The organism is Alsobacter sp., from assembly GCF_059501845.1.
Window position 1 is genome coordinate 1 of the sequence record NZ_JCACDK010000003.1, and the last position, 18,344, is coordinate 18,344.

21 protein-coding genes are annotated in these 18,344 nt (G+C 68.8%); 10 read left to right on the forward strand and 11 right to left on the reverse strand.

The features are described from left to right. Window positions 1–127 precede the first annotated feature (127 nt). Window positions 128–970 carry an alpha/beta fold hydrolase gene (locus tag AC5JCN_RS04160; RefSeq protein ID WP_495753763.1) on the forward strand — a complete coding sequence of 281 codons (843 nt, stop codon included), beginning with the start codon at window positions 128–130 and terminating at the stop codon, window positions 968–970. Between the two features lie 72 nt (window positions 971–1,042). Here the strand turns inward: AC5JCN_RS04160 and AC5JCN_RS04165 are convergent, their stop codons facing one another. Both AC5JCN_RS04165 and AC5JCN_RS04170 read right to left on the reverse strand, forming a co-directional pair. Next, on the reverse strand, window positions 1,043–1,324 hold the full coding sequence (locus tag AC5JCN_RS04165; RefSeq protein WP_495753764.1) for a hypothetical protein: 282 nt from the start codon (window positions 1,322–1,324) through the stop codon (window positions 1,043–1,045). A 98-nt stretch (window positions 1,325–1,422) separates the two neighbouring features. Beyond that, a complete protein-coding gene (locus tag AC5JCN_RS04170) occupies window positions 1,423–1,545 on the reverse strand; it encodes a hypothetical protein (protein ID WP_495753765.1) in 123 nt (40 codons plus the stop codon). A gap of 140 nt (window positions 1,546–1,685) precedes the next feature. Between AC5JCN_RS04170 and AC5JCN_RS04175 the strand changes: the two genes are divergently transcribed. After that, window positions 1,686–1,823: a hypothetical protein gene (locus AC5JCN_RS04175; RefSeq protein WP_495753766.1), complete on the forward strand. Its 138-nt coding sequence runs from the start codon at window positions 1,686–1,688 to the stop codon at window positions 1,821–1,823. Between the two features lie 46 nt (window positions 1,824–1,869). Here AC5JCN_RS04175 and AC5JCN_RS04180 read toward each other — a convergent pair whose 3' ends face one another. From AC5JCN_RS04180 to AC5JCN_RS04195, 4 genes are all read right to left on the reverse strand, one after another. Then, on the reverse strand, window positions 1,870–2,280 hold the full coding sequence (locus AC5JCN_RS04180) for a hypothetical protein (protein WP_495753767.1): 411 nt from the start codon (window positions 2,278–2,280) through the stop codon (window positions 1,870–1,872). 129 nt (window positions 2,281–2,409) lie between these two features. Further along, window positions 2,410–3,483 (reverse strand): NAD(P)-dependent alcohol dehydrogenase, encoded by a 1,074-nt coding sequence (locus tag AC5JCN_RS04185; RefSeq protein ID WP_495753768.1) that lies wholly within the window; start codon window positions 3,481–3,483, stop codon window positions 2,410–2,412. Window positions 3,484–3,669: 186 nt separating this feature from the next. Beyond that, window positions 3,670–4,611 carry a dihydrodipicolinate synthase family protein gene (locus AC5JCN_RS04190; protein ID WP_495753769.1) on the reverse strand — a complete coding sequence of 314 codons (942 nt, stop codon included), beginning with the start codon at window positions 4,609–4,611 and terminating at the stop codon, window positions 3,670–3,672. 61 nt (window positions 4,612–4,672) lie between these two features. Next, window positions 4,673–5,449 carry a LamB/YcsF family protein gene (locus AC5JCN_RS04195; RefSeq protein WP_495753770.1) on the reverse strand — a complete coding sequence of 259 codons (777 nt, stop codon included), beginning with the start codon at window positions 5,447–5,449 and terminating at the stop codon, window positions 4,673–4,675. A gap of 84 nt (window positions 5,450–5,533) precedes the next feature. Here AC5JCN_RS04195 and pxpB point away from each other — a divergent pair, with 84 nt between their 5' ends. The 5 genes from pxpB to AC5JCN_RS04220 all read left to right on the forward strand — a co-directional run bounded on the left by pxpB (window position 5,534) and on the right by AC5JCN_RS04220 (window position 9,879). Continuing rightward, window positions 5,534–6,274: a 5-oxoprolinase subunit PxpB gene (pxpB, locus tag AC5JCN_RS04200; protein WP_495753771.1), complete on the forward strand. Its 741-nt coding sequence runs from the start codon at window positions 5,534–5,536 to the stop codon at window positions 6,272–6,274. Continuing rightward, a complete protein-coding gene (locus AC5JCN_RS04205) occupies window positions 6,267–7,313 on the forward strand; it encodes a 5-oxoprolinase subunit C family protein (RefSeq protein ID WP_495753772.1) in 1,047 nt (348 codons plus the stop codon). Before pxpB ends, AC5JCN_RS04205 begins: the two co-directional genes overlap by 8 nt. A gap of 66 nt (window positions 7,314–7,379) precedes the next feature. Then, window positions 7,380–8,249 carry a CBS domain-containing protein gene (locus AC5JCN_RS04210; RefSeq protein ID WP_495753773.1) on the forward strand — a complete coding sequence of 290 codons (870 nt, stop codon included), beginning with the start codon at window positions 7,380–7,382 and terminating at the stop codon, window positions 8,247–8,249. Between the two features lie 54 nt (window positions 8,250–8,303). After that, complete coding sequence (gene hpf, locus AC5JCN_RS04215; protein ID WP_495753774.1) at window positions 8,304–8,669, forward strand: ribosome hibernation-promoting factor, HPF/YfiA family; 366 nt, start codon at window positions 8,304–8,306, stop codon at window positions 8,667–8,669. A 163-nt stretch (window positions 8,670–8,832) separates the two neighbouring features. Beyond that, window positions 8,833–9,879 (forward strand): sensor histidine kinase, encoded by a 1,047-nt coding sequence (locus AC5JCN_RS04220; RefSeq protein WP_495753775.1) that lies wholly within the window; start codon window positions 8,833–8,835, stop codon window positions 9,877–9,879. Window positions 9,880–9,894: 15 nt separating this feature from the next. Here the strand turns inward: AC5JCN_RS04220 and AC5JCN_RS04225 are convergent, their stop codons facing one another. The 5 genes from AC5JCN_RS04225 to AC5JCN_RS04245 all read right to left on the reverse strand — a co-directional run bounded on the left by AC5JCN_RS04225 (window position 9,895) and on the right by AC5JCN_RS04245 (window position 13,999). After that, on the reverse strand, window positions 9,895–11,355 hold the full coding sequence (locus AC5JCN_RS04225) for a pilus assembly protein (protein WP_495753776.1): 1,461 nt from the start codon (window positions 11,353–11,355) through the stop codon (window positions 9,895–9,897). A 184-nt stretch (window positions 11,356–11,539) separates the two neighbouring features. Next, window positions 11,540–12,109: an SCO family protein gene (locus AC5JCN_RS04230; protein WP_495753777.1), complete on the reverse strand. Its 570-nt coding sequence runs from the start codon at window positions 12,107–12,109 to the stop codon at window positions 11,540–11,542. After that, on the reverse strand, window positions 12,106–12,657 hold the full coding sequence (locus tag AC5JCN_RS04235; RefSeq protein WP_495753778.1) for a hypothetical protein: 552 nt from the start codon (window positions 12,655–12,657) through the stop codon (window positions 12,106–12,108). The genes AC5JCN_RS04230 and AC5JCN_RS04235 overlap by 4 nt, the downstream gene beginning before the upstream one ends. A 2-nt stretch (window positions 12,658–12,659) precedes the next feature. Then, a complete protein-coding gene (locus AC5JCN_RS04240) occupies window positions 12,660–13,088 on the reverse strand; it encodes a hypothetical protein (RefSeq protein WP_495753779.1) in 429 nt (142 codons plus the stop codon). Between the two features lie 59 nt (window positions 13,089–13,147). Further along, a complete protein-coding gene (locus tag AC5JCN_RS04245) occupies window positions 13,148–13,999 on the reverse strand; it encodes a CE1 family esterase (RefSeq protein ID WP_495753780.1) in 852 nt (283 codons plus the stop codon). Between the two features lie 144 nt (window positions 14,000–14,143). Here AC5JCN_RS04245 and AC5JCN_RS04250 point away from each other — a divergent pair, with 144 nt between their 5' ends. Genes AC5JCN_RS04250 through AC5JCN_RS04260 form a run of 3 tightly spaced genes read left to right on the forward strand, consistent with a single transcriptional unit; the run spans window position 14,144 to window position 18,295 of the window. After that, on the forward strand, window positions 14,144–15,484 hold the full coding sequence (locus AC5JCN_RS04250) for a tetratricopeptide repeat protein (RefSeq protein ID WP_495753781.1): 1,341 nt from the start codon (window positions 14,144–14,146) through the stop codon (window positions 15,482–15,484). After that, window positions 15,484–17,094 carry a thiamine pyrophosphate-binding protein gene (locus AC5JCN_RS04255; RefSeq protein ID WP_495753866.1) on the forward strand — a complete coding sequence of 537 codons (1,611 nt, stop codon included), beginning with the start codon at window positions 15,484–15,486 and terminating at the stop codon, window positions 17,092–17,094. Before AC5JCN_RS04250 ends, AC5JCN_RS04255 begins: the two co-directional genes overlap by 1 nt. Beyond that, window positions 17,078–18,295, forward strand: a complete 1,218-nt coding sequence (locus AC5JCN_RS04260) for an OpgC family protein (RefSeq protein ID WP_495753782.1) — start codon at window positions 17,078–17,080, stop codon at window positions 18,293–18,295. Before AC5JCN_RS04255 ends, AC5JCN_RS04260 begins: the two co-directional genes overlap by 17 nt. The last annotated feature ends 49 nt before the right edge of the window (window positions 18,296–18,344 follow it).

The window sequence follows — 18,344 nt, forward strand, 5'->3', positions numbered from 1 at the left end:
AAGCTCCGACGTCAACACCGCCATACAGGACACCATCGCCAAAGCCGAAGGGTGATCCCGCGAAACGGCGCCCGCCCCCGCGGGGCGGTCGGGCGCCGTCTCGACCGCCCCGCCTGGGAGGGCAGCCGTGGAACGGATCACCATCGCAGTGCCGGACGGCCCGGCCCTGTCGGCCCTCGTGGCCGGCAAGGGCCGTCCGCTCGTCATGATTCCGGGCTGGTCGCAGACGGCGGCCGAGTTCGGGCGGAACATCGAGGCGTTGGCGGACGCCGGCTCCCGCGTCATCGCGCTCGACATGCGCGGCCACGGCGAGAGCGAGAAGCCTGCCGGCGGCTACAGGATCGCGCGGCTCGCCCGCGATCTCGCCGGCGTTCTCGACGCGCTCGGGCTGGAGCGGGCAGACGTGCTCGGCCACTCGATGGGCTCTTCCGTCATCTGGGCTTACCACGATCTCTTCGGCCCGAGCCGGCTCGGCAAGATCGTCATCGTCGACCAGGCGCCCTCGGTGATCGCCAAGCCGCACTGGACCGACGCGCAGCGGCTCGACGCCGGCTGCCTGTTCCCGTCTCCGGCCGAGTTCGGCGGCTTCTACCAGGCCGTGCGGACGACGTCGGACCCGGCGGGCACCGCGGCCCTGCTGAAGGGCATGTTCACGCCGCAGGCCAGCGAAGCCGACCTGGCCTTCGTCGCCAGCGAGAACCTGAAGTTTCCCCGGCAGCAGGCGGCAGACCTGCTGCACGACCACTGCTATCTCGACTGGCGCGACACGATCGAGGCACTTCGCCGGCCCACCCTCGTCGTTGGGGGTGAAGCGAGCATCTTCTCGGCCCAGTCGCAGCGCTGGATCGCCTCGCGAATTCCAGGCGCGGAGGTCGACATCGTCCCCGCGGCCGAGGGCGGAGGGCATTTCATGTTCTTCGAGAACCCGCGCCGGTTCAACACGCTGGTCTCGAGCTTCCTGGCCCGTTGAGGGCACGCCAGCATGCGCATCCGCCGGGCGCCGCGCCCGGCGGACTATCAGACCAGACCAATTGGCGACCGACTACTTGCAGGTCGGGGACAAGCGGCTGGGCTGGCTGAGATCGCCAAACGAGTCGCAGCGCTGGATGGGCTCGTTCACTGCGTCATTCTGCTCCGCCGCGTTATTGCGGGAGATCGAGCCGGTCTGGTCGGAGTTGCCGCCGCCGGAGAAAGGCGCGTTTGGCGTGCCCATCTGGCCGTTCACGTCGTTGCCGGTGGCTCTGTTGTTCTGGTTCGTGGAGGTCTGGGCTGAAGCGAGCGTGGTAGCTGCGCACAGCGCCGTCGCGAGCAATAGGGCTCTCATCGCGGTCTCCCCTGTTTTCCATGTGCGGACCCGACGAACGCCGGTGCCCGCAAAAGGTTCGGGAGAGACCCGGTGCCGGAGAGGTCCCGGCGGCGCCGCTACACGCTTCCGTTGGCGATGGAGAGCAGGGTCGAGACCGCGATGACGACGGCGTAGGCGAGCAGGGAGACCTGGAGGACGCGAAAGAGCAGGCGGGACTGGGTAGTGCTGATCGGTTCCATGGCTGCCTCCTGTGTGGCAACCGGAGACTGACACCTGCCTGACCGCGTAGAGGTGCCGGCGCGCACAAGGCAGCGACGGGGCACAGCGGAACGCGCGAGGCATGGCCGCGTTATCGTATCCCCAAGCAGAGAAGGCGTTCATGACCGACTTTGAGATCGGCCGCGGGCGCGTCGAGCCCGACTGGGCTCGCGAAGCCCGCTTGCAGGCAACCCTGGCCGCGGCGGCCGTCCTGGCTGTCGCAGTGGCGGCCACGGGCTGGATGATCGGCTACTGGTAGCCCGTCCGTGCGGGCGCCGCCCGAAGCGGCGCCCGGTTCGCGCCCTTCAGAGAGGCGCCCAGGTGCCGAGGTCGTCGATGTTGTCGGGCGCGAGCCCGGGATCGATCTGGTCGACGGAGCCCGGCATCTGCTGGGTCATGATGTCCATCGTGTTCTGCATGCCCTTGTACCGGCCGAGTGCGGCCTTGTCGCCGACATAGACGCAACCGCAACCGTTGGGATCGGCATAGAGGTAGGACACCTTGCCCTTCTTCGTCTGCCTGACCATGGCGTTGGCGGGCAGGCTGGCGAAGTAGTTCGCCTGGGCCTCGTTGGTCGGACGTTTCGCCACGAAGCCAGCATCGATCAACGGCTGGTTCGCCGAGGCCACGGGAGCCTGCGCCGGCGGCGGCGCCGCGGTCTGGCAGGCTGCGAGCGTGAGGGCGGCGCCGGCCAGGACTGTCACGGCAAGCTTCATGGACACACCCTCGCGCTGGACCACACGCCGTCCGAAAAGGCCGGCACGGGGTGACAATGCATCCCGGACGCCGGCCGCGGCTTGACACTCCGTGACGGCGGCTTGTCCTTCCGGGACAGGATCGTCCTGCTAGGGCGTGATCGCGACCTTCAGCACGCCGTCCCGCTGGTGGGAGAAGAGGTCGTAGGCTGCCTCGATGTCCTCCAGCCGGAACCGGTGCGTCACCAGGGCGCCGAGGTTGGCCCGGCCCGACGCGACCACCTCCATCAGCCGCCGCATCCGCTCCTTGCCGCCGGGGCAGAGCGTCGTGACGATGCTGAGGTCACCGAGCCCGGCCGCGAACGCACCGAGCGGAATCGTGAGGTCGGAGGAGTAGACGCCAAGGCTAGACACCGTCCCGCCGGGGCGCACCACGCGCAGGCAGGATTCGAAAGTGCCCTGCGTGCCCAGCGCCTCGATGGCCACGTCGACGCCGCGGCCCTCGGTGAGCCGCATGATCTCCGCGACGGGGTCGCCCGCCGTGAAGTCCACAACGTGGTCGGCTCCCAAAGCCCGCGCCGTCTCGAGGCGCTTGGCCACCGTGTCGACTCCGATGATCCTCGTCGCCCCCATCAGCTTCGCGCCGGCCACGGCGCACAGGCCGATAGGCCCAAGCGCAAAGACCGCCACGGTGTCGCCGATGCGGATGCCGCCGCGTTCCGCGCCCGAGAAGCCCGTCGACATGATGTCCGGGCACATCAGCACCTGCTCGTCCGTGAGCCCGTCGGGGATGGGACTGAGGTTGACCATGGCGTCGGGCACGAGGACGAAGTCGGCCTGGCAGCCGTCGATCGTGTTGCCGAACTTCCAGCCCCCGATCGCCTTGAAGCCGCTGCGCGTTCCCGCCCCGTCCTGGGAATGGCATCCGCACAGGCAGGCATAGCTGTGGCCACTCGGCGTGATGGCACCGGCGATGACGCGCTGTCCCTCGCTGTACCCCGTCACGGCCGAGCCGAGTTTCTCGATGATGCCGACGGGCTCGTGGCCGACCGTGAGGCCGCTCGCCACCGGGTACTCGCCCTTCAGAATGTGGACGTCCGTTCCGCAGATCGTCGTGGTCGTGATCCGCACGAGGGCGTCCGTGGGTCCGACGTCGGGAACAGGCTTGTCGTCAAGGACGATCCGCCCCGGCTCGACAAAGATCGCAGCACGCATTCTGGCCATCACCGTCTCCTCTGCTGCGCCGGATGTAGCCCGGCGTCCGCAGCGGGTCGTTGACCTCCCTCAGTCATGTTTCCGTTATCGTGGGATGAGCGTCAGGGCCCGGAATCGATGCTTGTGGCCACCGTGTGTGGTCCGATTTTTATAAGAAGCCGGTCCGTTCGGCCGCCAGTGCGCTCGGGCCCAGCCTCAGCGCCGGCCGGTCTCCGCCAGCCGGCGTTCGAGCCTCGCCATGAGCTCGTCGAGTTCCTGCAGGTCCCTCGCCGTCAGCTTCGGGCCGGGATGACGGGTCGCCGCGCTGGCGATGGCGCCGCGCCGTCGCAGGATTTCCTTGCGCACCGCAAGTCCGAAGCCGAGCTGCTGCTCGTGCCTCACGATGGGCAGGTAGATGTCGAAGAGGTCCTCGGCTGCCTCCGGATCGCCTTTCGCAAACAGGCCGCACACCTGCACCAGCATCTCCGGGTAGCCGAAGCCCGTCATCGCCCCATCGACGCCACGGCGCAGTTCCTGCGGCAGGTGCAGCGCGCCATTGCCGACGAGAATGCTGACCCGCCGTCCTTGACCCTTTTCGGAGCGCTCCCGCATCCTGGTGATCTTGGCGAGCCCGGGCGCCTCCTCGTGCTTCAGCATGACGAAGCCGGGAAAGGCGTCGATCAGCCTGTGCAGGACGGTGACCGAAGTGACCACGGTCGTGGTCTGCGGAAAGTCCTGGTAGACCACCGGCACGTCGGGCCCGAGCCGCGTGAAGAGCTCTTCCCAGTAGGCGTAGACCTGGTCATCGGTCCGCAGGCCCGGGATCGGCGCGATCATCAGCCCGGCTGCGCCGAGGTCCATGGCGTCTTTCGAGAAGCGGACCAGATTGTCCGTGCCGGGATTGCTGGCGCCGACAACCACCGGAATGCGTCCTGACACCCGCTTCAGCACGTGCTCGAGGAAACCGCGCGATTCCTGCGCCGTCAGCTTCGGTGCCTCGCCAAGCACGCCCAGGATCGTGATCCCGTCGACGCCCTTCTCGACGTAGAACTCGATCAGACTGTCCGTGCTGGCGTAGTCGATCTCGCCCGTGTCCGTGAACGGCGTCGGCGAAATGATGTAGACGCCCTTCGTATTCTCGCTGATCCGCATTGCCATGTCCGTTCAGTCTCCAGCCTGCGGCCCGCCGCAACCAAGCGCGGACCAGCGTAGCCCTGCCTCAGCCCGCAACCACTTCGCTCATCGGCGCCAGAAGGTGCCCTGCTTCCGAAAGCCGCTCGCGAACGCGTTGCGCCATCTGCACGGCACCTGGCGTGTCGCCGTGCACGCAAACCGTGTCGATGCGGCCCCAGAGGCGCTTGCCTGTCGCCGTGACGACGGCCCCTTCCTCCACCATCTGGACCACCCGCCGCGCTGCCTCATCCGCGTCGTGGATCACGGCGCCCGGCGCCTTGCGCGGCAGGAGGTTGCCGGTCTCGGCATAGGCACGGTCGGCGTAGATCTCGCGCGCCATGGGCAGGCCGAGCCTGTCCGCCGCCTTCTCCGTTTCCATGCCCGGCATGACGACGAGGATCAGCGACGGGTCCACGGCCTTCGCCGCGCGGGCCACCGCCATGGCGAGGTCAGGCTCTTCCGCCGCCATGTTGGCGAGTGCGCCATGCGCCTTCACGTGCCGGATCGGGTGTCCCGCGGCATGAGCCAGCGCCTGCACCGCGCCGATCTGGTAGATGACCTGCCGCTCGATCTCGGCCGGGCTTTCGCCGCGAATGGCGCGTCGCCCGAAGCCGTAGAGATCATGGAAACCGGGGTGCGCGCCCGGCGCCACGCCGTTGACCTTCGCCAGGCGCAGGGTGGCATCGATCACGTTGGGGTCGCCGGCATGAAATCCGCAGGCGATATTGGCGGAGGTGACGATGCGCAGCATGGCCGCATCGTCGCCGATCGCATAGGCCCCGAAGCCTTCGCCCATGTCGCAGTTGAGATCGATGGCAGCCATCGCCGGCAATCCTGACACCCTCCCTCCCCTATGCGCCCCCCGGCCATGCCGGCGCAATGGTCACGGCCGCACGGGAGATGCGCGATGCGCCCCGTGACTAGGCCCCGCTATCTCAGCGCCGGCGACGCCGGGCTCGTCGTCGAACTCGGCAGCGAGATCGATGCCGCCGTGAACGACCGCGTCGTCGCGCTGGCGGCAGCACTGGAGGCCATGGGGCTGCCGGGGATCCGCGAATGCGTGCCGACCTACCGGTCCCTCCTGGTGCAGTACGACCCCGTCACCCTCCCCCGGACAGACCTGATCGCCGCTGTGGAAGGTTGCTGGCCGCCGACGCCGCTTGCCGGATCTGCGCGCACGCACTGGCGCGTGCCGGTGCTCTATGGCGGCGAAGCCGGGGAGGACCTCCCCGCCGTCGCGGCGCTGCACGGGTTGAGCGAGGAGGAGGTCGTCCGGCTCCATTCCGGCGCATCCTATCGCGTCTACATGCTGGGTTTCGCGCCCGGCTTCGCCTATCTCGGCGGGCTGCCGGAGCGCATTCACACGAGCCGCCGGGCTGACCCCCGCGCGCAGACGCCGCCGGGCAGCATCTCCATCGGTGGCCAGCAGGCAGCCATTTCGCCCCCGCTGCCGATCCCGAGCGGGTGGCACCTGCTCGGGCGAACCCCGGTGCGGTCCTACGACCCCGCCAGGAGCGCCATGCCCTTCCTGTTCGCTCCCGGCGACATCGTGCGCTTCGAGCCCGTCTCGGCCCTCGACTACGCGACGCTCCGTGCAGCGGCGGAGGCAGGAGACCTCGTTGCCGTCCGGGAGCCCAGCGATGGATGACGCGCTGCAGATCGTCGAGCCCGGCCCGTTCTCGACGGTCCAGGATTTTGGCCGCCTCGGCTGGCAGCGCTTCGGCATTTCCGCCTCCGGGGCGCTCGACATCCGCTCGATGATCCTGGCCAACGCGCTCGCCGGGAATCCGCCGGGGACCGCGGTCATCGAGACGACCGCCACCGGACCGGTTCTCCTTGTCCAGGCAGAAGCCTGCCGGCTCGGCTACGCCGGGATGGAAGCTCGCCTGCTGCTCAACGGCGTGCCCGTGCACCCGGGACGCAGCATCGACTGCGTCCGCGGCGACCGGGTCTCCTTCAAGGGCGGCAGCGAAGGGATGCGCGGCTACATCGCCGTCCAGGGCGGCTTCGCCCTCGCGCCGGTGCTGGGAAGCCGTTCGACACATACGCGATCGGGGATCGGCGGCGTGTCGGGCAGGCCGCTCCGCGCGGGCGACGTCCTGCCGCTGGCGGCGGCAAGACCGGTGGGCCCGCCCCGGGAACGACCCGGCGCAACGCTTCGCCTGCCGCCCGCCCGAGAGGTGCGGGTCGTGCCGGGGCCGCAGGACGATCATTTTACGCCGGAGGCCATGCGGGCATTCCTGGGCGAGACCTACACCGTCTCGCACCGCGCCGACCGCATGGGCATGCAGCTGGACGGCCCGGCCCTGGCGCATGCGGGAGGCTTCAACATCGTCTCCGACGGCATCGTCAACGGCAGCATCCAGGTTCCCGGCCACGGGCGGCCGGTGATCCTGCTGGCCGACCGCCAGACGACCGGCGGTTACCCGAAGATCGCGACGGTGATCGAGCCCGACCTCGGCCTTCTCGCCCAGATGCGGCCCGGCGCGCATGCACGCTTCCGGGCCCTGACGCCGGACGAGGCCGAAGCGGCTGCACGCGCCTGGCGGCAGGACATCGTCGACTGCGTCTCCCAGATCCGGGAGGCCGGCTCGGAAGGCCATCTGCTGGCGAGCGAGCGCCTGCTCGGCCTCAACCTAGTCGGCGGCGTCGTCGGCCCGGCCCACGACGAGGGCCCGCACTCCTGATCCCGGCCGGGAACCCGCTTCGCCCCCGCTGCATTGCATCGCATCCCCGGAGCGAGAGGACAGCCGATGCAGATCGCCGAGATCATGACCCGCAATGTGCGCGACATCGCGCCCCAGCGCAGCATACGCGAGGCAGCGCGGCTGATGGACGAGCTCAATGTCGGAATGATCCCGGTCTGCGACGGGGGCCGTCTGGTCGGCGTTGTGACGGACCGCGACATCACCGTGCGCGCCACGGCGGCCGGGTCGGCTCCCGACACGACCGCCGTCGTCGGAGTGATGACGACGAACCCGCGCACCTGCCGCATGTCGGACGACGTGACGGCCGCCGTGACCCTGATGAACGAGCTCCAGGTCCGCCGCATCCCGGTGCTCGACGACAGCGGCTGTCTCGTCGGCATCGTCGCGCTGGGGGATGTCGCCGAGGCCGAGCCGGCGATGGCCGCCAGGGTCTTGCACGAGGTCTCGACGCCGTCCGAGCCCGACCTCACCAGCGCCGCGGGCCGGCCTCTCACGCCCGCCAACGACCCGCTGACCGCCGAAGAGCGCGAGGAACTGCAGCGACGGGCCCGCAAGTCCGACGTCGCGGCTGGCAATCACCGTCCGGATGAGGGACGGGCCGCGGACCCGCCGTCCGACATGCGCGACGACGAGATCGTGCGCGCGGCCTTCGGCTCGGCGGGCGCCGAGCCCGGGGCCGGCGAACGGCCCGACGACACGCTGCCTGCTGCCGCCGCGGGAGGCCCGGGGTTCTTCCACGACGATTCAGCCGCTGCCTCCGCCCAGGCGGCAGGGTATGGCGAGGAGGATGTCCGCGACCAAGGCATCCGTACCGTAGCGCCCCGCGTCCGCCACGTTCCGCCGCCGGAGCCCGGCGAGGACGCATCGGGCGGCCTCGAGCCACCCTCGCCCACCCGTCAGCCGGGCGACCGGTAAGGCCTGCCGGAACATCGCGGCCAAACCGGCGTTCGCCCTGGACAGGAGGTGCCCATGTCGGACGACAACAGCCGCGATGCCGGCCTGCCCGATCCCGTGATCAGCGTCGGCAGCTCAAACGTCGACCTTGGCTCCGCCTTCCGGTCTTCTGCCGAGGCTGCAATCCGGAAATCCGTCGCCAAGCATATGGGCCGCCTGACGGCGGCGTCCGTGCACGTGGCCGCCGAGGGCAGCTCCTATCGCTGCTCCCTGACGATCCAGGTGGGCGGCACCCCGACCCTGGCGGCCGAGGGCGACGGCCCCGACGTACCTGCCGCATTCCGGGCCGCACTGGAGAAGGTCGACAAGCAGCTCAGACGCACCAAGCGGGCGCTCCGCGAAGATCGCCACAACCGCCCTGACCGCCGCACCACCGCCTGAGCGCGTGCGTTCGGGCTTTACGCAACGGTCGACCGGGAGCCCGACGCGTAAAGAGCGCAATGTTTTCCTCTCAAAAAGCAATCCGGCTCTTGACCTCGTCACCTTCAACGCGCCGTAACTACCTCACATCAGGTCGGGAGGATCAGGGGCGAGCGTGGTCGAGATGGCGAGTAAGGGAGGCGCGGCGAGCGCCAGCTGGGACGAACGTTCGCTCTGGATGAAGATGGTGCGGGGCCGCTGGGTCGCGGACCGGCCAGCCATTTCCTATTCGCTTGCCATCGCGATCTCGGCGGTGGCTCTCGCCCTTCGCGTTGCGACCGACCCGTTCCTGCCTCCGGGCTTCCCGTTCCTCACCTTTTTCCCGGCCGTCATCATCACGACCTTCGTTTGCGGGCTTTGGCCGGGCATCCTGTGCGGAACGCTTTGCTTCTTTGCCGCGTGGTACTTCTTCATCGAGCCCCGGACCTCGATGATCCTTTCGGGCGCGGCGGTCACCGCGCTGGCATTCTACGTATTCATCGTGGCGGTCGACATCGCTCTCATTCACGGCATGCGAAAAGCTGCCGAACGACTCGAGCTGAAGCAGCGGGTCGTGGAGGATCTCCTCGCGCGCCAGAACGTCATGTTCCAGGAGCTGCAGCACCGCGTTGCCAACAACATGCAGTTCGTCTCCTCGCTTCTGCTTTTGCAGCGGCGCAAGGTGGAAGCAGACACGCAGGCGGCCGAAGTCCTTGAAGAGGCGCGCTCCCGCATCGACACGATCGGGCGGATACACCGGCGGCTGTACGATCCCGACCGCGCCAACCTGCCCGCGGCGCCCTACCTCCAGGCCCTCTGCGACGACGTGCTCGAGGCGTCCGGACAGGCCCGGATCACCTGCACGATCCGCGCGCCCGACGTGTGCTTCGACCTGACCCAGCTCACGGCCCTGTCGCTTCTGGTGGCCGAACTGGCCACGAACGCCGTCAAGCACGCCTTCCCCGCCGAGCAGAACGGCACTCTCACGGTCGCCCTGGAGCCGCTGGAGCAACCGCGCTGGCGGCTCACGGTCTCCGACGACGGGCGTGGCCTTCCCGCGGAGTTCGGCACCACCTCGTCCCCGAGCCTCGGCCTGCGCATCGTCCAGGGGCTCGCACGCCAGCTCGGCGGCGAGATCCGCTTCGAGTCCGCGCGTGGCACACGCGCCATCGTGGAGTTCGCCCGCGCCTGAACGCGTCGCCTTGCCTCAATTGGCGAGGTAGGGCCGCTGCAGCGAAAACGCGATCGCCTCGAAGACGCTTTTCAGGGCATTCGCATCCGTGGCGTCGAAGGAGTGCTCGGTGTCCGTGGCGCAATTCCGCAGCATCTGCATGGCCGTCGTGTCGGTGACCATGAGCGAGATCGTGTAAACCTCGATGCCCTTGGCCTTCACGTTGGTGCAGAGCTGGGACGTATAGGTGTTGGCGAGCGTCGTGTTGGTGCCGGTATGGGTGGTCGACGTCGTGCTGGACATCGACTTGGTGTTCATGCCGTCGGTCATGAACACCAGCGCCTTGCGCGGCTTCCTGTTCTGCGCGTCGTAGGGCTGGGCAGTCGACAGCGGATCGGTCCGCGACAGGGCGTGCAGGCCCCAGACCAGCCCGGCCGGCATGTAGGTCTCTCCGGAAGGAACGAGCCCGCTGATCTTGGCCTTGATCGTCGTCTTGTCGGTGGACAGCGGCAGAAGCTCGGTGCTGCAGGTCGTATTGTTGTAGAGCGCCGGCCATTTCGTCGCCGGCTGGTCATCGTTCAGGTTCAGCGGGTAGCTGCGCGAGCCGACGCACCCCGTCCATTTGTAGGTGGACACCGGCGAATTGCACTGGTCGGCGTAATTCCAGGTCGTGCAGGTGTTCTGCGTCGTGTACTTCGTGCAGGTCGTGTCGCACTGCTGCGTAGTCTTGGTGGTCGGCACCCCGTCATTGTAGGTCGTGGTCGTCACGTCGCGGCAATTGGACTTCACCGACGTCTGGCAGACCTGCGTCGGCGTGTAGGTGGCACAGGTGGTCTTCTGGGGCGAACAGACCGGGGCGCCCGTGACGCTGTAGTCGTCGCTGCGCGTCAGCCACGAGGCGTTGCGATAGGCCGTCCCGACATTGACGTACTGCGCGAACGGCACGACCGCGATCGACACCTGGTTCGACGAATCCTTCATCAGAATGTCGACGAGGTTGTTGGCCGCGACCTTCAGCGTGCCGATCTTGTTGTCGGTGGTCATGGAATTGGTCGTATCCAGCACCAGGGCGAGCTCGACCGTGTTGTCGAGGCCACGCTTGACCGTGGCGCTGGTCTGGTAGGGCACGAGCGGCCGGAAGCTGCTGAGCAGCCTTGTCCGGAAATTCGTCGTCAGGACCACATTGGTCGTGCGCCCGCTGTCGGCCAAGGAGACCGCGATCGCCGGCTCGTCGTCGATGCGCAGGTCCGGGCTGACCTGCCCCTTCACGAAGCTGGTGACGACCCGCAGGGCCTGCTCGTTGGTGGTGACCTTGGCGTTGTTGGCGGCGAGCGCAGCAGCATCGGTGATCGCCTGGACGCGGGACTTGGACCGCGCCAGCGTCGCATAGTCGATCGCGACACCGGAGAAGAGCACGAGGACGGGAAGCGCGGCGGCGAAGAACACCGCCATGGCCCCTTTTTCGTCGGTGAGAAACAGGCGGGCGAGACGGGTCATGGCGGCATCTCCATCATTCGCGAGGGAGCGGAGGGATGCCACGACAATGCTACGTAGTTCTCAGGATAAAGTGAATCGAACCGCCGGAATCACAGTACTCAACAGCGCCGCAAGCTAGGGCTTGACAGTATTCGTAGCGTTTTCATTGAAGAGGGTTTACGCAGTATCTACGGGCAGGCAGCGCTTACCTCACATAGGTGGCAAGCGTTGCGGCCATTCGATCGGCCGGAGTTCCTGCTGGAAACAGCGTGAGGAACTTACCATCAGGCCCGAGCAGGTAGATCAGGGAGCCGTGGTCCACGTAATACTCGTCCGTGGCGCCAGGGCTCGGCAGCACCTTGCGGCGATGAACCTTGAAGACCATGGCGGCGGCCGCCACCTGCGCCTCGCTGCCCGTCAGGCCGACGAAGCGGGGATGAAACGACGACAGGTACTCGCGCAGCACAGACGGCGTATCGCGCTCCGGGTCCACGGTTGCGAATGCCGGCGTGACCCGCTCGCCCGCCGGCCCGAGCCTTTCGAGGGCCTGCGTCATGGCCATCAGGTCGGTCGGGCAGACGTCGGGGCAGTGCGTGTAGCCGAAGGCGAGCAGGAGGTAACGGCCGCGAAAATCCGCGTCGCTCACGGCAGCGCCCTGCTGGTTCACGAGCGTGAACGAGCCGCCGAAGACTTTCTCCAGCGGATCGCCCGCGCTCGCCGGTCCGCTGAACGCCAGCAGGACCAGCGCGCACAGGCCAGCCGCCAGCCGTGTCACGGATCAGCCCGCAGCTGAGGGTTAGAGACGTTCGGGCTCTTCGAGCGGAGCCCCGGAATGCCGAACACGCCGTCCTTGGCGATGATCTCGCGCACCGTCGGGTCCTTGCGCACCCAGTCCTGGTTGTCGCCATGGGCCGCCGACCATTGCTTGCCGAAGCCGTCGGCCGGGATCCACGGGTCGGAGGAATTCACCCGCACCTGCTGCACGAACATCAGCGGGATCCGCGGATCCTCGATGAGCAGCCCGTCCACCTCGATCTCCCTACCGCAATAGGGCGCGAGGTCGGCAACGGGACCCGCGAAGTCGAACGCGCCCTTCACCGCCAGGCGCAGAGTGCCGTCTGCGGTCAGGAGGGCCAGCTGGCGGCGCCCGGCGCCGCAGTCCTTGGGGCAGTCGCCCGTGACCCCGCACAGCGCGTCCACCACCTTCGCGCGGAAGGTCGCGACCTTTTCGTTGGCCAGCCCCCACGGATCGGCCGCGGCGGCGGGGAGCGCCTGGCAAGCCAGTGCGCCGAGGACTCCGGCAAGGAGAAAAGTGCTGCGCATGGTCATTCCCCGAACGGCTGAACGCCGTATTCGTCCTGCGTCATGTTCACGATGCCCTTGTCGTCGGCGACGCGGGTGACGAGCAGGTAGTTCACTCCGTCGCGCTCATGCAGGTCGCCGTCCACGGTCACGTGGTGCGTCTGGATCGTCGCGATGCGGGGGTTGGCGACCGTCTGGTCATCCTCCTCGATCCGCAGCAGGATGTAGACCTTGCCGTCATCGCCCGCGATGCTGACCGGAATTCCCCCGATCGCGCACCACACGGCGCATTGGTGATGGGCCGTGCCGTAGCCGAACATGATGCCCGATACCGAGCACCATGTGTCCGCGACCTCGCCGCTGACAGTGACCCGCTTGCCCTCGGCCGCCGTCGCAACGCAAGGCGCCACGGCCAACGCTGCCCCAAAGGCCAGCATCGTCAAGGCTCTCATCCATTCCCTCCCCACCTGGTGCCCGCGCGTTCTTCGCCGGCAACACACAGTTTGTTACGTCAGGGTGCGACGGCTTGATAGGGGGCAAGACGGTCGAGCCAGGAAACCGAATCCGCGACCCAGCGCGCGTCGATCTCGTGCTCGCCGGAATGAAGGCACAGGACGAACTCCCGCCCGGACGAACAATCCGATCGCGCCCACGTGCGACAGGTCAGGCCATCCTGCGTGGTCGTCGTCGACGGGTCCGCCCGGCACCCGTCGGTCCCGCGCAGGACGGCTGCGCTCTTCAGCACGTCACCCTGTGTCACCGGGCCGGCCAGTGTGTGGATGGTGCGTCCCGTCATCGGGACGGTCTTGTCGGCCGTGCCGTGTACATGGCGCAGCGAAACCGGACCGGCGCAGGTGTCCGGCTCGGGAACCCAGAACGCCCCTGCCACCGGTGCATAGGCCGCGAACGTACCCGGTGCGCGGCACGCGACATACCAGAGCATCGACGCTCCCAGCGAGAACCCCGCTCCGAGCAGCCGCGCCCGGTCGAGCGGATAGCGGCGCCCGACATCGTCGACGACACGCCCGACGAAGGCAACGTCGTCGCGTTGACTGTCGGTGAAGACAGGCAGGGACCAGCCTCTCTCGCCGCCAGGGGCCGCCAATCCCTGGGGTGCCACGAGCAGGACGCCGGCATCCGACATCAGACGGCCGAGGGCCTCGTCCTGCATCACCCCCTCGGACGAGCCGGAATAGCCGTGGAGGAACACGACGGCCGGCAGGGGCCGGTGTCCATCCCAATTCTTGGGGACGCGCACGAGGTACTCGCCGCCCTCCACGGTACAGGGCGTGGTGTCCGAGCAGGCCAGCGCGGCCGGCGCGAAACTGATGAGAATCAAGGCAGAAAGCGTACGAAGAACCAAGGGGAGAACTCCGGTCTGGTGCATGCGATGGTGACGCTGCGACATCGCTGCCGCGCACACGTTCGCGTGAGGCCGAAACAAATCTCATGATCCGCGCGAAGATTGTGAGGCGACGATACGATGGCGCGACGTGGGAGGTACCCGATGCGGAAGGACCGGTTCGCTGGCGAGCATGGCGGAGACGGCGCCGGAATTGCAGCCCATGAGCGGGCGGTCGCGGCGGTCCTCGCCCATCGCCCCGAAGGCGGTGCCGCGCTCGCCGAGGCACTCGCGGCGGATCCCGCCATGGTCGCGGCCCACGCGCTGAAGGGGTTTGGGCAGGTTCTGCTGGGGCGCTGCGAGACGGTGGAGGCGTCGAGCCACGCCCTGTCGGCCGCCAGAAACGCCGCCGAAGTCCGGGGATCCGCGACGGAGCACGAGCAGGCTCTCGTCGACGCGCTCGGCCTCGCATCGAGCGGCGCCATGCTGGCCGCCGCGGCCCGGCTCGAGGCGAGGCTGCACGATGCGCCGCACGATTTGCTGGCCTTCAAGATCGCCCACGCCCTGCGCTTCATGAGCGGTGACCAGGACGGCATGTTGCAGGCGTCGACGGCGGTCCTAGACGGGTGGAGCCCGGATGTCGCCGGGTTCGGCTTCGTGCTGGGCTGCCATGCCTTCGGCCTCGAGGAGGCCGGCCGCTATGGGGAGGCCGAGGAGTGCGGCCGCGAAGCCGTCCGGCGCGAGCCCGGCGACGCCTGGGGCCTGCATGCCGTATCGCACGTTCACGAGATGCAAAATCGGGCCGGAGATGGCATCGTGTGGCTCGAGGAGCAGCGTCCGGCCTGGAGCCGCTGCAACAATTTCGCCTTTCACGTGGCCTGGCATCTCGCGCTGTTCCACGTCGAGCAAGGCCGTCCCGACAAGGCGCTGAGCGTGTACGACGCGGAGATCCGTCCCGCCCCGACCGACGACTACCGGGACATGGCGAACGCCGTGTCGCTGCTCTGGAGGCTGCGGCAGGAGGGTGTCGACGGCGGCGGGCGCTGGCAGGAACTGGCCGCCATCGCCGGCCGCCGCCGGGATGACCAGACGCTCGTCTTCGCCTCCCTGCACTACCTTCTCGCGCTGGTGGCGGCAGGCCGCCTGTCCGCTGCGGCGGACCTCGTCCTGTCCATGGAGAGCAGCGCCATGCATGCTGCGGGTCCGGACCAGTCGGGCGTTGCCTCCCGGGTGGGAGCCGACCTGGCTCGCGTGATCGCCGGGTTACGGGGCACCTCCCCTGTCCGCCTGCAGCAGATCCTCGCGCGCCTGCCCGAGATCGGCGGCAGCAATGCGCAGCGGGACGTCTTCGTTCGCGCAATCGGCCTTGCCGCAGCCGAGGCCGGGGACCGTGAGGCGGTGGAAGCCGTGCGCACCGCGCGGCGGACGCTCAAGGCGGAGGACCGGTTCTCGCGAATGCTCGCCGCCCGCCTCGAGCAGGACCGTGCAAGGCTGTGCGTCGCGTGATGCGGGTCGCCGACATCGTCGCCCAGACGCTCGCGAGTGCCGGCGTCACCCACGCCTTCGGCATGCCCGGGGGCGAGATCCTGATTGCGGTCGATGCGCTGGAACGCGCCGGCATCCGCTTCGTGCTCGCCCGCAACGAAACCGCGGCGGCCATCATGGCAGCGGGCGCACACTGGACGACCGGCGCGCCGGGCCTTCTCGTCACCACGCTCGGTCCCGGGCTGGCCAACGCGGTCAACGGCATCGCCGATGCCTGGCAGGAGCGCGTGCCACTGATCGTGCTCTCCGCCGTCGTGGAGAGGCGTCTGCGCGCCCGCTACACGCACCAGATCGTCGACCAGGCCGCCCTGCTGCGGCCCGTCGTGAAGGCCTCGTTCGGGATCGAGGCGGAGGGGGCGGGAGCCGTTGTTCGCCGGGCTCTCGCCGTTGCGCTGGCCGGCCCTTGCGGGCCTGTCCACCTCGACCTCTCGCCCGACGTCGCCGCCGCGGAAGCGGCGCCGGACGAGACTGGCATCCTCTTCACGCCAGCCATTCCCGCCATGGGCGCCGATCCGGCGTCAGAGGCGATGGCCCTGCTGAGGCAGCGTGTCGCCAGGGCGGACCGCCCCCTGGTCGTGGCCGGCCTGGAGGCTGTTCGCAGCGGTGCGGGCGACGTCCTGCGCTCCATCGCGGAACGGCACGGTGTGCCCGTCGTCACCACCTACAAGGCCAAGGGGCTGCTTGACGAGACCCACGCCACGAGCCTGGGCGCGGCGGGCCTTTCGCCGCTGGCCGACTCCATCCTGCTGCCGCTGCTGAAGGCGGCCGACCTCGTCATCCTCGCCGGCTACGACCCGATCGAGATGCGCCCGGGCTGGCTCGATGCCGTCAGGCCTGAGGTCACGGTCGAGCTGTCCAGCCTGCCTCAGGACCACGGCATGCACGCGGCCGGCCTGCGCCTTGCCGGGCCTGTGGCCGGTCTTCTCGAAGCCGCCTTCGACGGGACCCCGGTCCGCGCCTCCTGGCAGGGCGGGGAACCGGAGCACGCCAGGAGACGCCTCGCCGACGCCTTCGCGGTGCGCGGCGGATTCGGCCCGCACGAGCTTGTCGCGACGCTTGCCGAGATTCTGCCGCCCCACGCCTTGCTCACGACGGACAGCGGGGCGCACCGCATCCTGCTCAGCCAGGCATGGCGCTGCACGCGGCCGCTCTCGCTGCTGCAGTCGTCGGGATGGTGCACGATGGGCACCGCCATTCCTCTCGCCCTCGGCGCCGCCGTGGCGGGAGCACCGGGGCCCGTCGTGGCCGTGCTCGGCGACGGCGGCTTCGAAATGACGGCCGGCGAGCTGGCGACGCTGCGCGACCAGGGAGTCCCCGTCGTCGTGGTCGTCCTCCAGGACGAGAGCCTCGGGCTGATCGCTCTGAAGCAGGAGCAGGCGGGGCTGCCTTCCGCAGGCACGGCGATGGGCGCGACCGACATCGCCATGTGCGCCCGCGCCTTCGGCGGCAGCGGCGCCACCGTCTCGACCTCCGAGGATCTCGCTGACGCGCTGCGCAGTGCGCTGTCGCGAGACGGCTTCAGCGTCATTGCGTGCCGGATACGGGCGGGAGCCTATGCCGGAGCGCTCTGAAAAGCAGAGGGCGGCTCGCGATCCGCGCCTCGACTTCTTCCGCGGCATGGGGATGTTCATCATCCTCATCGCCCACATCCCCTGGAATCCGTGGACGGAATGGATCCCGGCGCGCTTCGGCTTCAGCGACGCGGCCGACATGTTCGTCTTTTGCTCCGGCATGGCCTCGGGACTGGCCTTCGCCAAGATCTTCGACGTGCATGGCTGGCTCCTGGGAGCGCTCCGCATCGTGCACCGCGTCTGGCAGGTGTACTGGGCGCATATCGGATCGTTCCTGGTCGTCGCCGGGCTGATGGTCGGCGTCGACCTCGCGTTGGGCGGGGAGCACTACGCCCAGGAACTGTCGCTGCAGCCCTTCTTCGCGGCTCCGAAGGAGCATCTCGTCGGGCTGCTCACGCTGACCTACGTGCCCAACTACTTCGACATCCTGCCGATGTACCTGGCGATCCTCGCCATGGTGCCTGCCGTGATGGCGCTCGCTCGCATCCGCCCTGCCGTCGCGGGCACGGCGGTGCTGGCTTGCTGGGGCCTCGCCAATGCCGGGCTGCTGACCTTCACGGCCGATCACGAAACCGGCCGGGAGTGGTTCTTCAACCCCTTCGCCTGGCAGCTGACCTTCTTCACCGGCTTTGCCTTCGTGCGCGGCTGGCTGCCGGCTCCTCCGATAGACCGGCGCCTGATCATCGCCGCGGTCGCCGTTGTGCTGCTGGCCGCCCCCGTCGGCTGCCAGCCGGGGTTCAACTGCTATGCCGGTTTCGGCACGGTGCCGGCGCTTGGGCAGATCCACGACGGTTTGGGCTGGTTGATCGGCAAGCCGAACCAGGGCCCTCTGCGCTTCGTCCACTTTCTGGCGACCGCCTACCTCGCCTACGCGGCCGTGGGCCCGCACGGCCGGAGGCTGCGGGGCCGCGCCGTCGACGTCACGCGCATGGTGGGGCGGCAGACGCTGGCGGTCTTCCTCACAGGTCTCGTCGTCGCGCAGGCGGCAGGCATGGCGATGGACGTCGTCGGCCGGGGCATATTGACGAGCTTGCTCGTGAACGCCGCAGGCTGCGCCGTGCTGATAGCAGCCGCGAAGGTGACCGAGACATTCAAGTCCCCGCCCTGGCGCAAGGCACACGCGCTCAGCCGCGAACCCAGCCCCGGGCAAGCCGCCTCCGTCGAAGAGCGTTCGCCGGCCGGAAACCGGGCGGCTGCCTGAGCACCGCCGCTCTTTGCTGCGCGAATCGAGAAGCCGCGGCTAAGGTCGG

Bases quoted from the DNA above. Each gene is read 5' to 3' on its own strand.
- AC5JCN_RS04165 (WP_495753764.1), bottom strand. From the start codon at position 1,324: ATGAGAGCCCTATTGCTCGCGACGGCGCTGTGCGCAGCTACCACGCTC.
- AC5JCN_RS04170 (WP_495753765.1), bottom strand. From the start codon at position 1,545: ATGGAACCGATCAGCACTACCCAGTCCCGCCTGCTCTTTCGCGTCCTC.
- AC5JCN_RS04175 (WP_495753766.1), top strand. From the start codon at position 1,686: ATGACCGACTTTGAGATCGGCCGCGGGCGCGTCGAGCCCGACTGGGCT.
- AC5JCN_RS04180 (WP_495753767.1), bottom strand. From the start codon at position 2,280: ATGAAGCTTGCCGTGACAGTCCTGGCCGGCGCCGCCCTCACGCTCGCA.
- AC5JCN_RS04185 (WP_495753768.1), bottom strand. From the start codon at position 3,483: ATGGCCAGAATGCGTGCTGCGATCTTTGTCGAGCCGGGGCGGATCGTC.
- AC5JCN_RS04190 (WP_495753769.1), bottom strand. From the start codon at position 4,611: ATGGCAATGCGGATCAGCGAGAATACGAAGGGCGTCTACATCATTTCG.
- AC5JCN_RS04195 (WP_495753770.1), bottom strand. From the start codon at position 5,449: ATGGCTGCCATCGATCTCAACTGCGACATGGGCGAAGGCTTCGGGGCC.
- pxpB (WP_495753771.1), top strand. From the start codon at position 5,534: ATGCGCCCCGTGACTAGGCCCCGCTATCTCAGCGCCGGCGACGCCGGG.
- AC5JCN_RS04205 (WP_495753772.1), top strand. From the start codon at position 6,267: ATGGATGACGCGCTGCAGATCGTCGAGCCCGGCCCGTTCTCGACGGTC.
- AC5JCN_RS04210 (WP_495753773.1), top strand. From the start codon at position 7,380: ATGCAGATCGCCGAGATCATGACCCGCAATGTGCGCGACATCGCGCCC.
- hpf (WP_495753774.1), top strand. From the start codon at position 8,304: ATGTCGGACGACAACAGCCGCGATGCCGGCCTGCCCGATCCCGTGATC.
- AC5JCN_RS04220 (WP_495753775.1), top strand. From the start codon at position 8,833: ATGGCGAGTAAGGGAGGCGCGGCGAGCGCCAGCTGGGACGAACGTTCG.
- AC5JCN_RS04225 (WP_495753776.1), bottom strand. From the start codon at position 11,355: ATGACCCGTCTCGCCCGCCTGTTTCTCACCGACGAAAAAGGGGCCATG.
- AC5JCN_RS04235 (WP_495753778.1), bottom strand. From the start codon at position 12,657: ATGCGCAGCACTTTTCTCCTTGCCGGAGTCCTCGGCGCACTGGCTTGC.
- AC5JCN_RS04240 (WP_495753779.1), bottom strand. From the start codon at position 13,088: ATGAGAGCCTTGACGATGCTGGCCTTTGGGGCAGCGTTGGCCGTGGCG.
- AC5JCN_RS04250 (WP_495753781.1), top strand. From the start codon at position 14,144: ATGCGGAAGGACCGGTTCGCTGGCGAGCATGGCGGAGACGGCGCCGGA.
- AC5JCN_RS04255 (WP_495753866.1), top strand. From the start codon at position 15,484: ATGCGGGTCGCCGACATCGTCGCCCAGACGCTCGCGAGTGCCGGCGTC.
- AC5JCN_RS04260 (WP_495753782.1), top strand. From the start codon at position 17,078: ATGCCGGAGCGCTCTGAAAAGCAGAGGGCGGCTCGCGATCCGCGCCTC.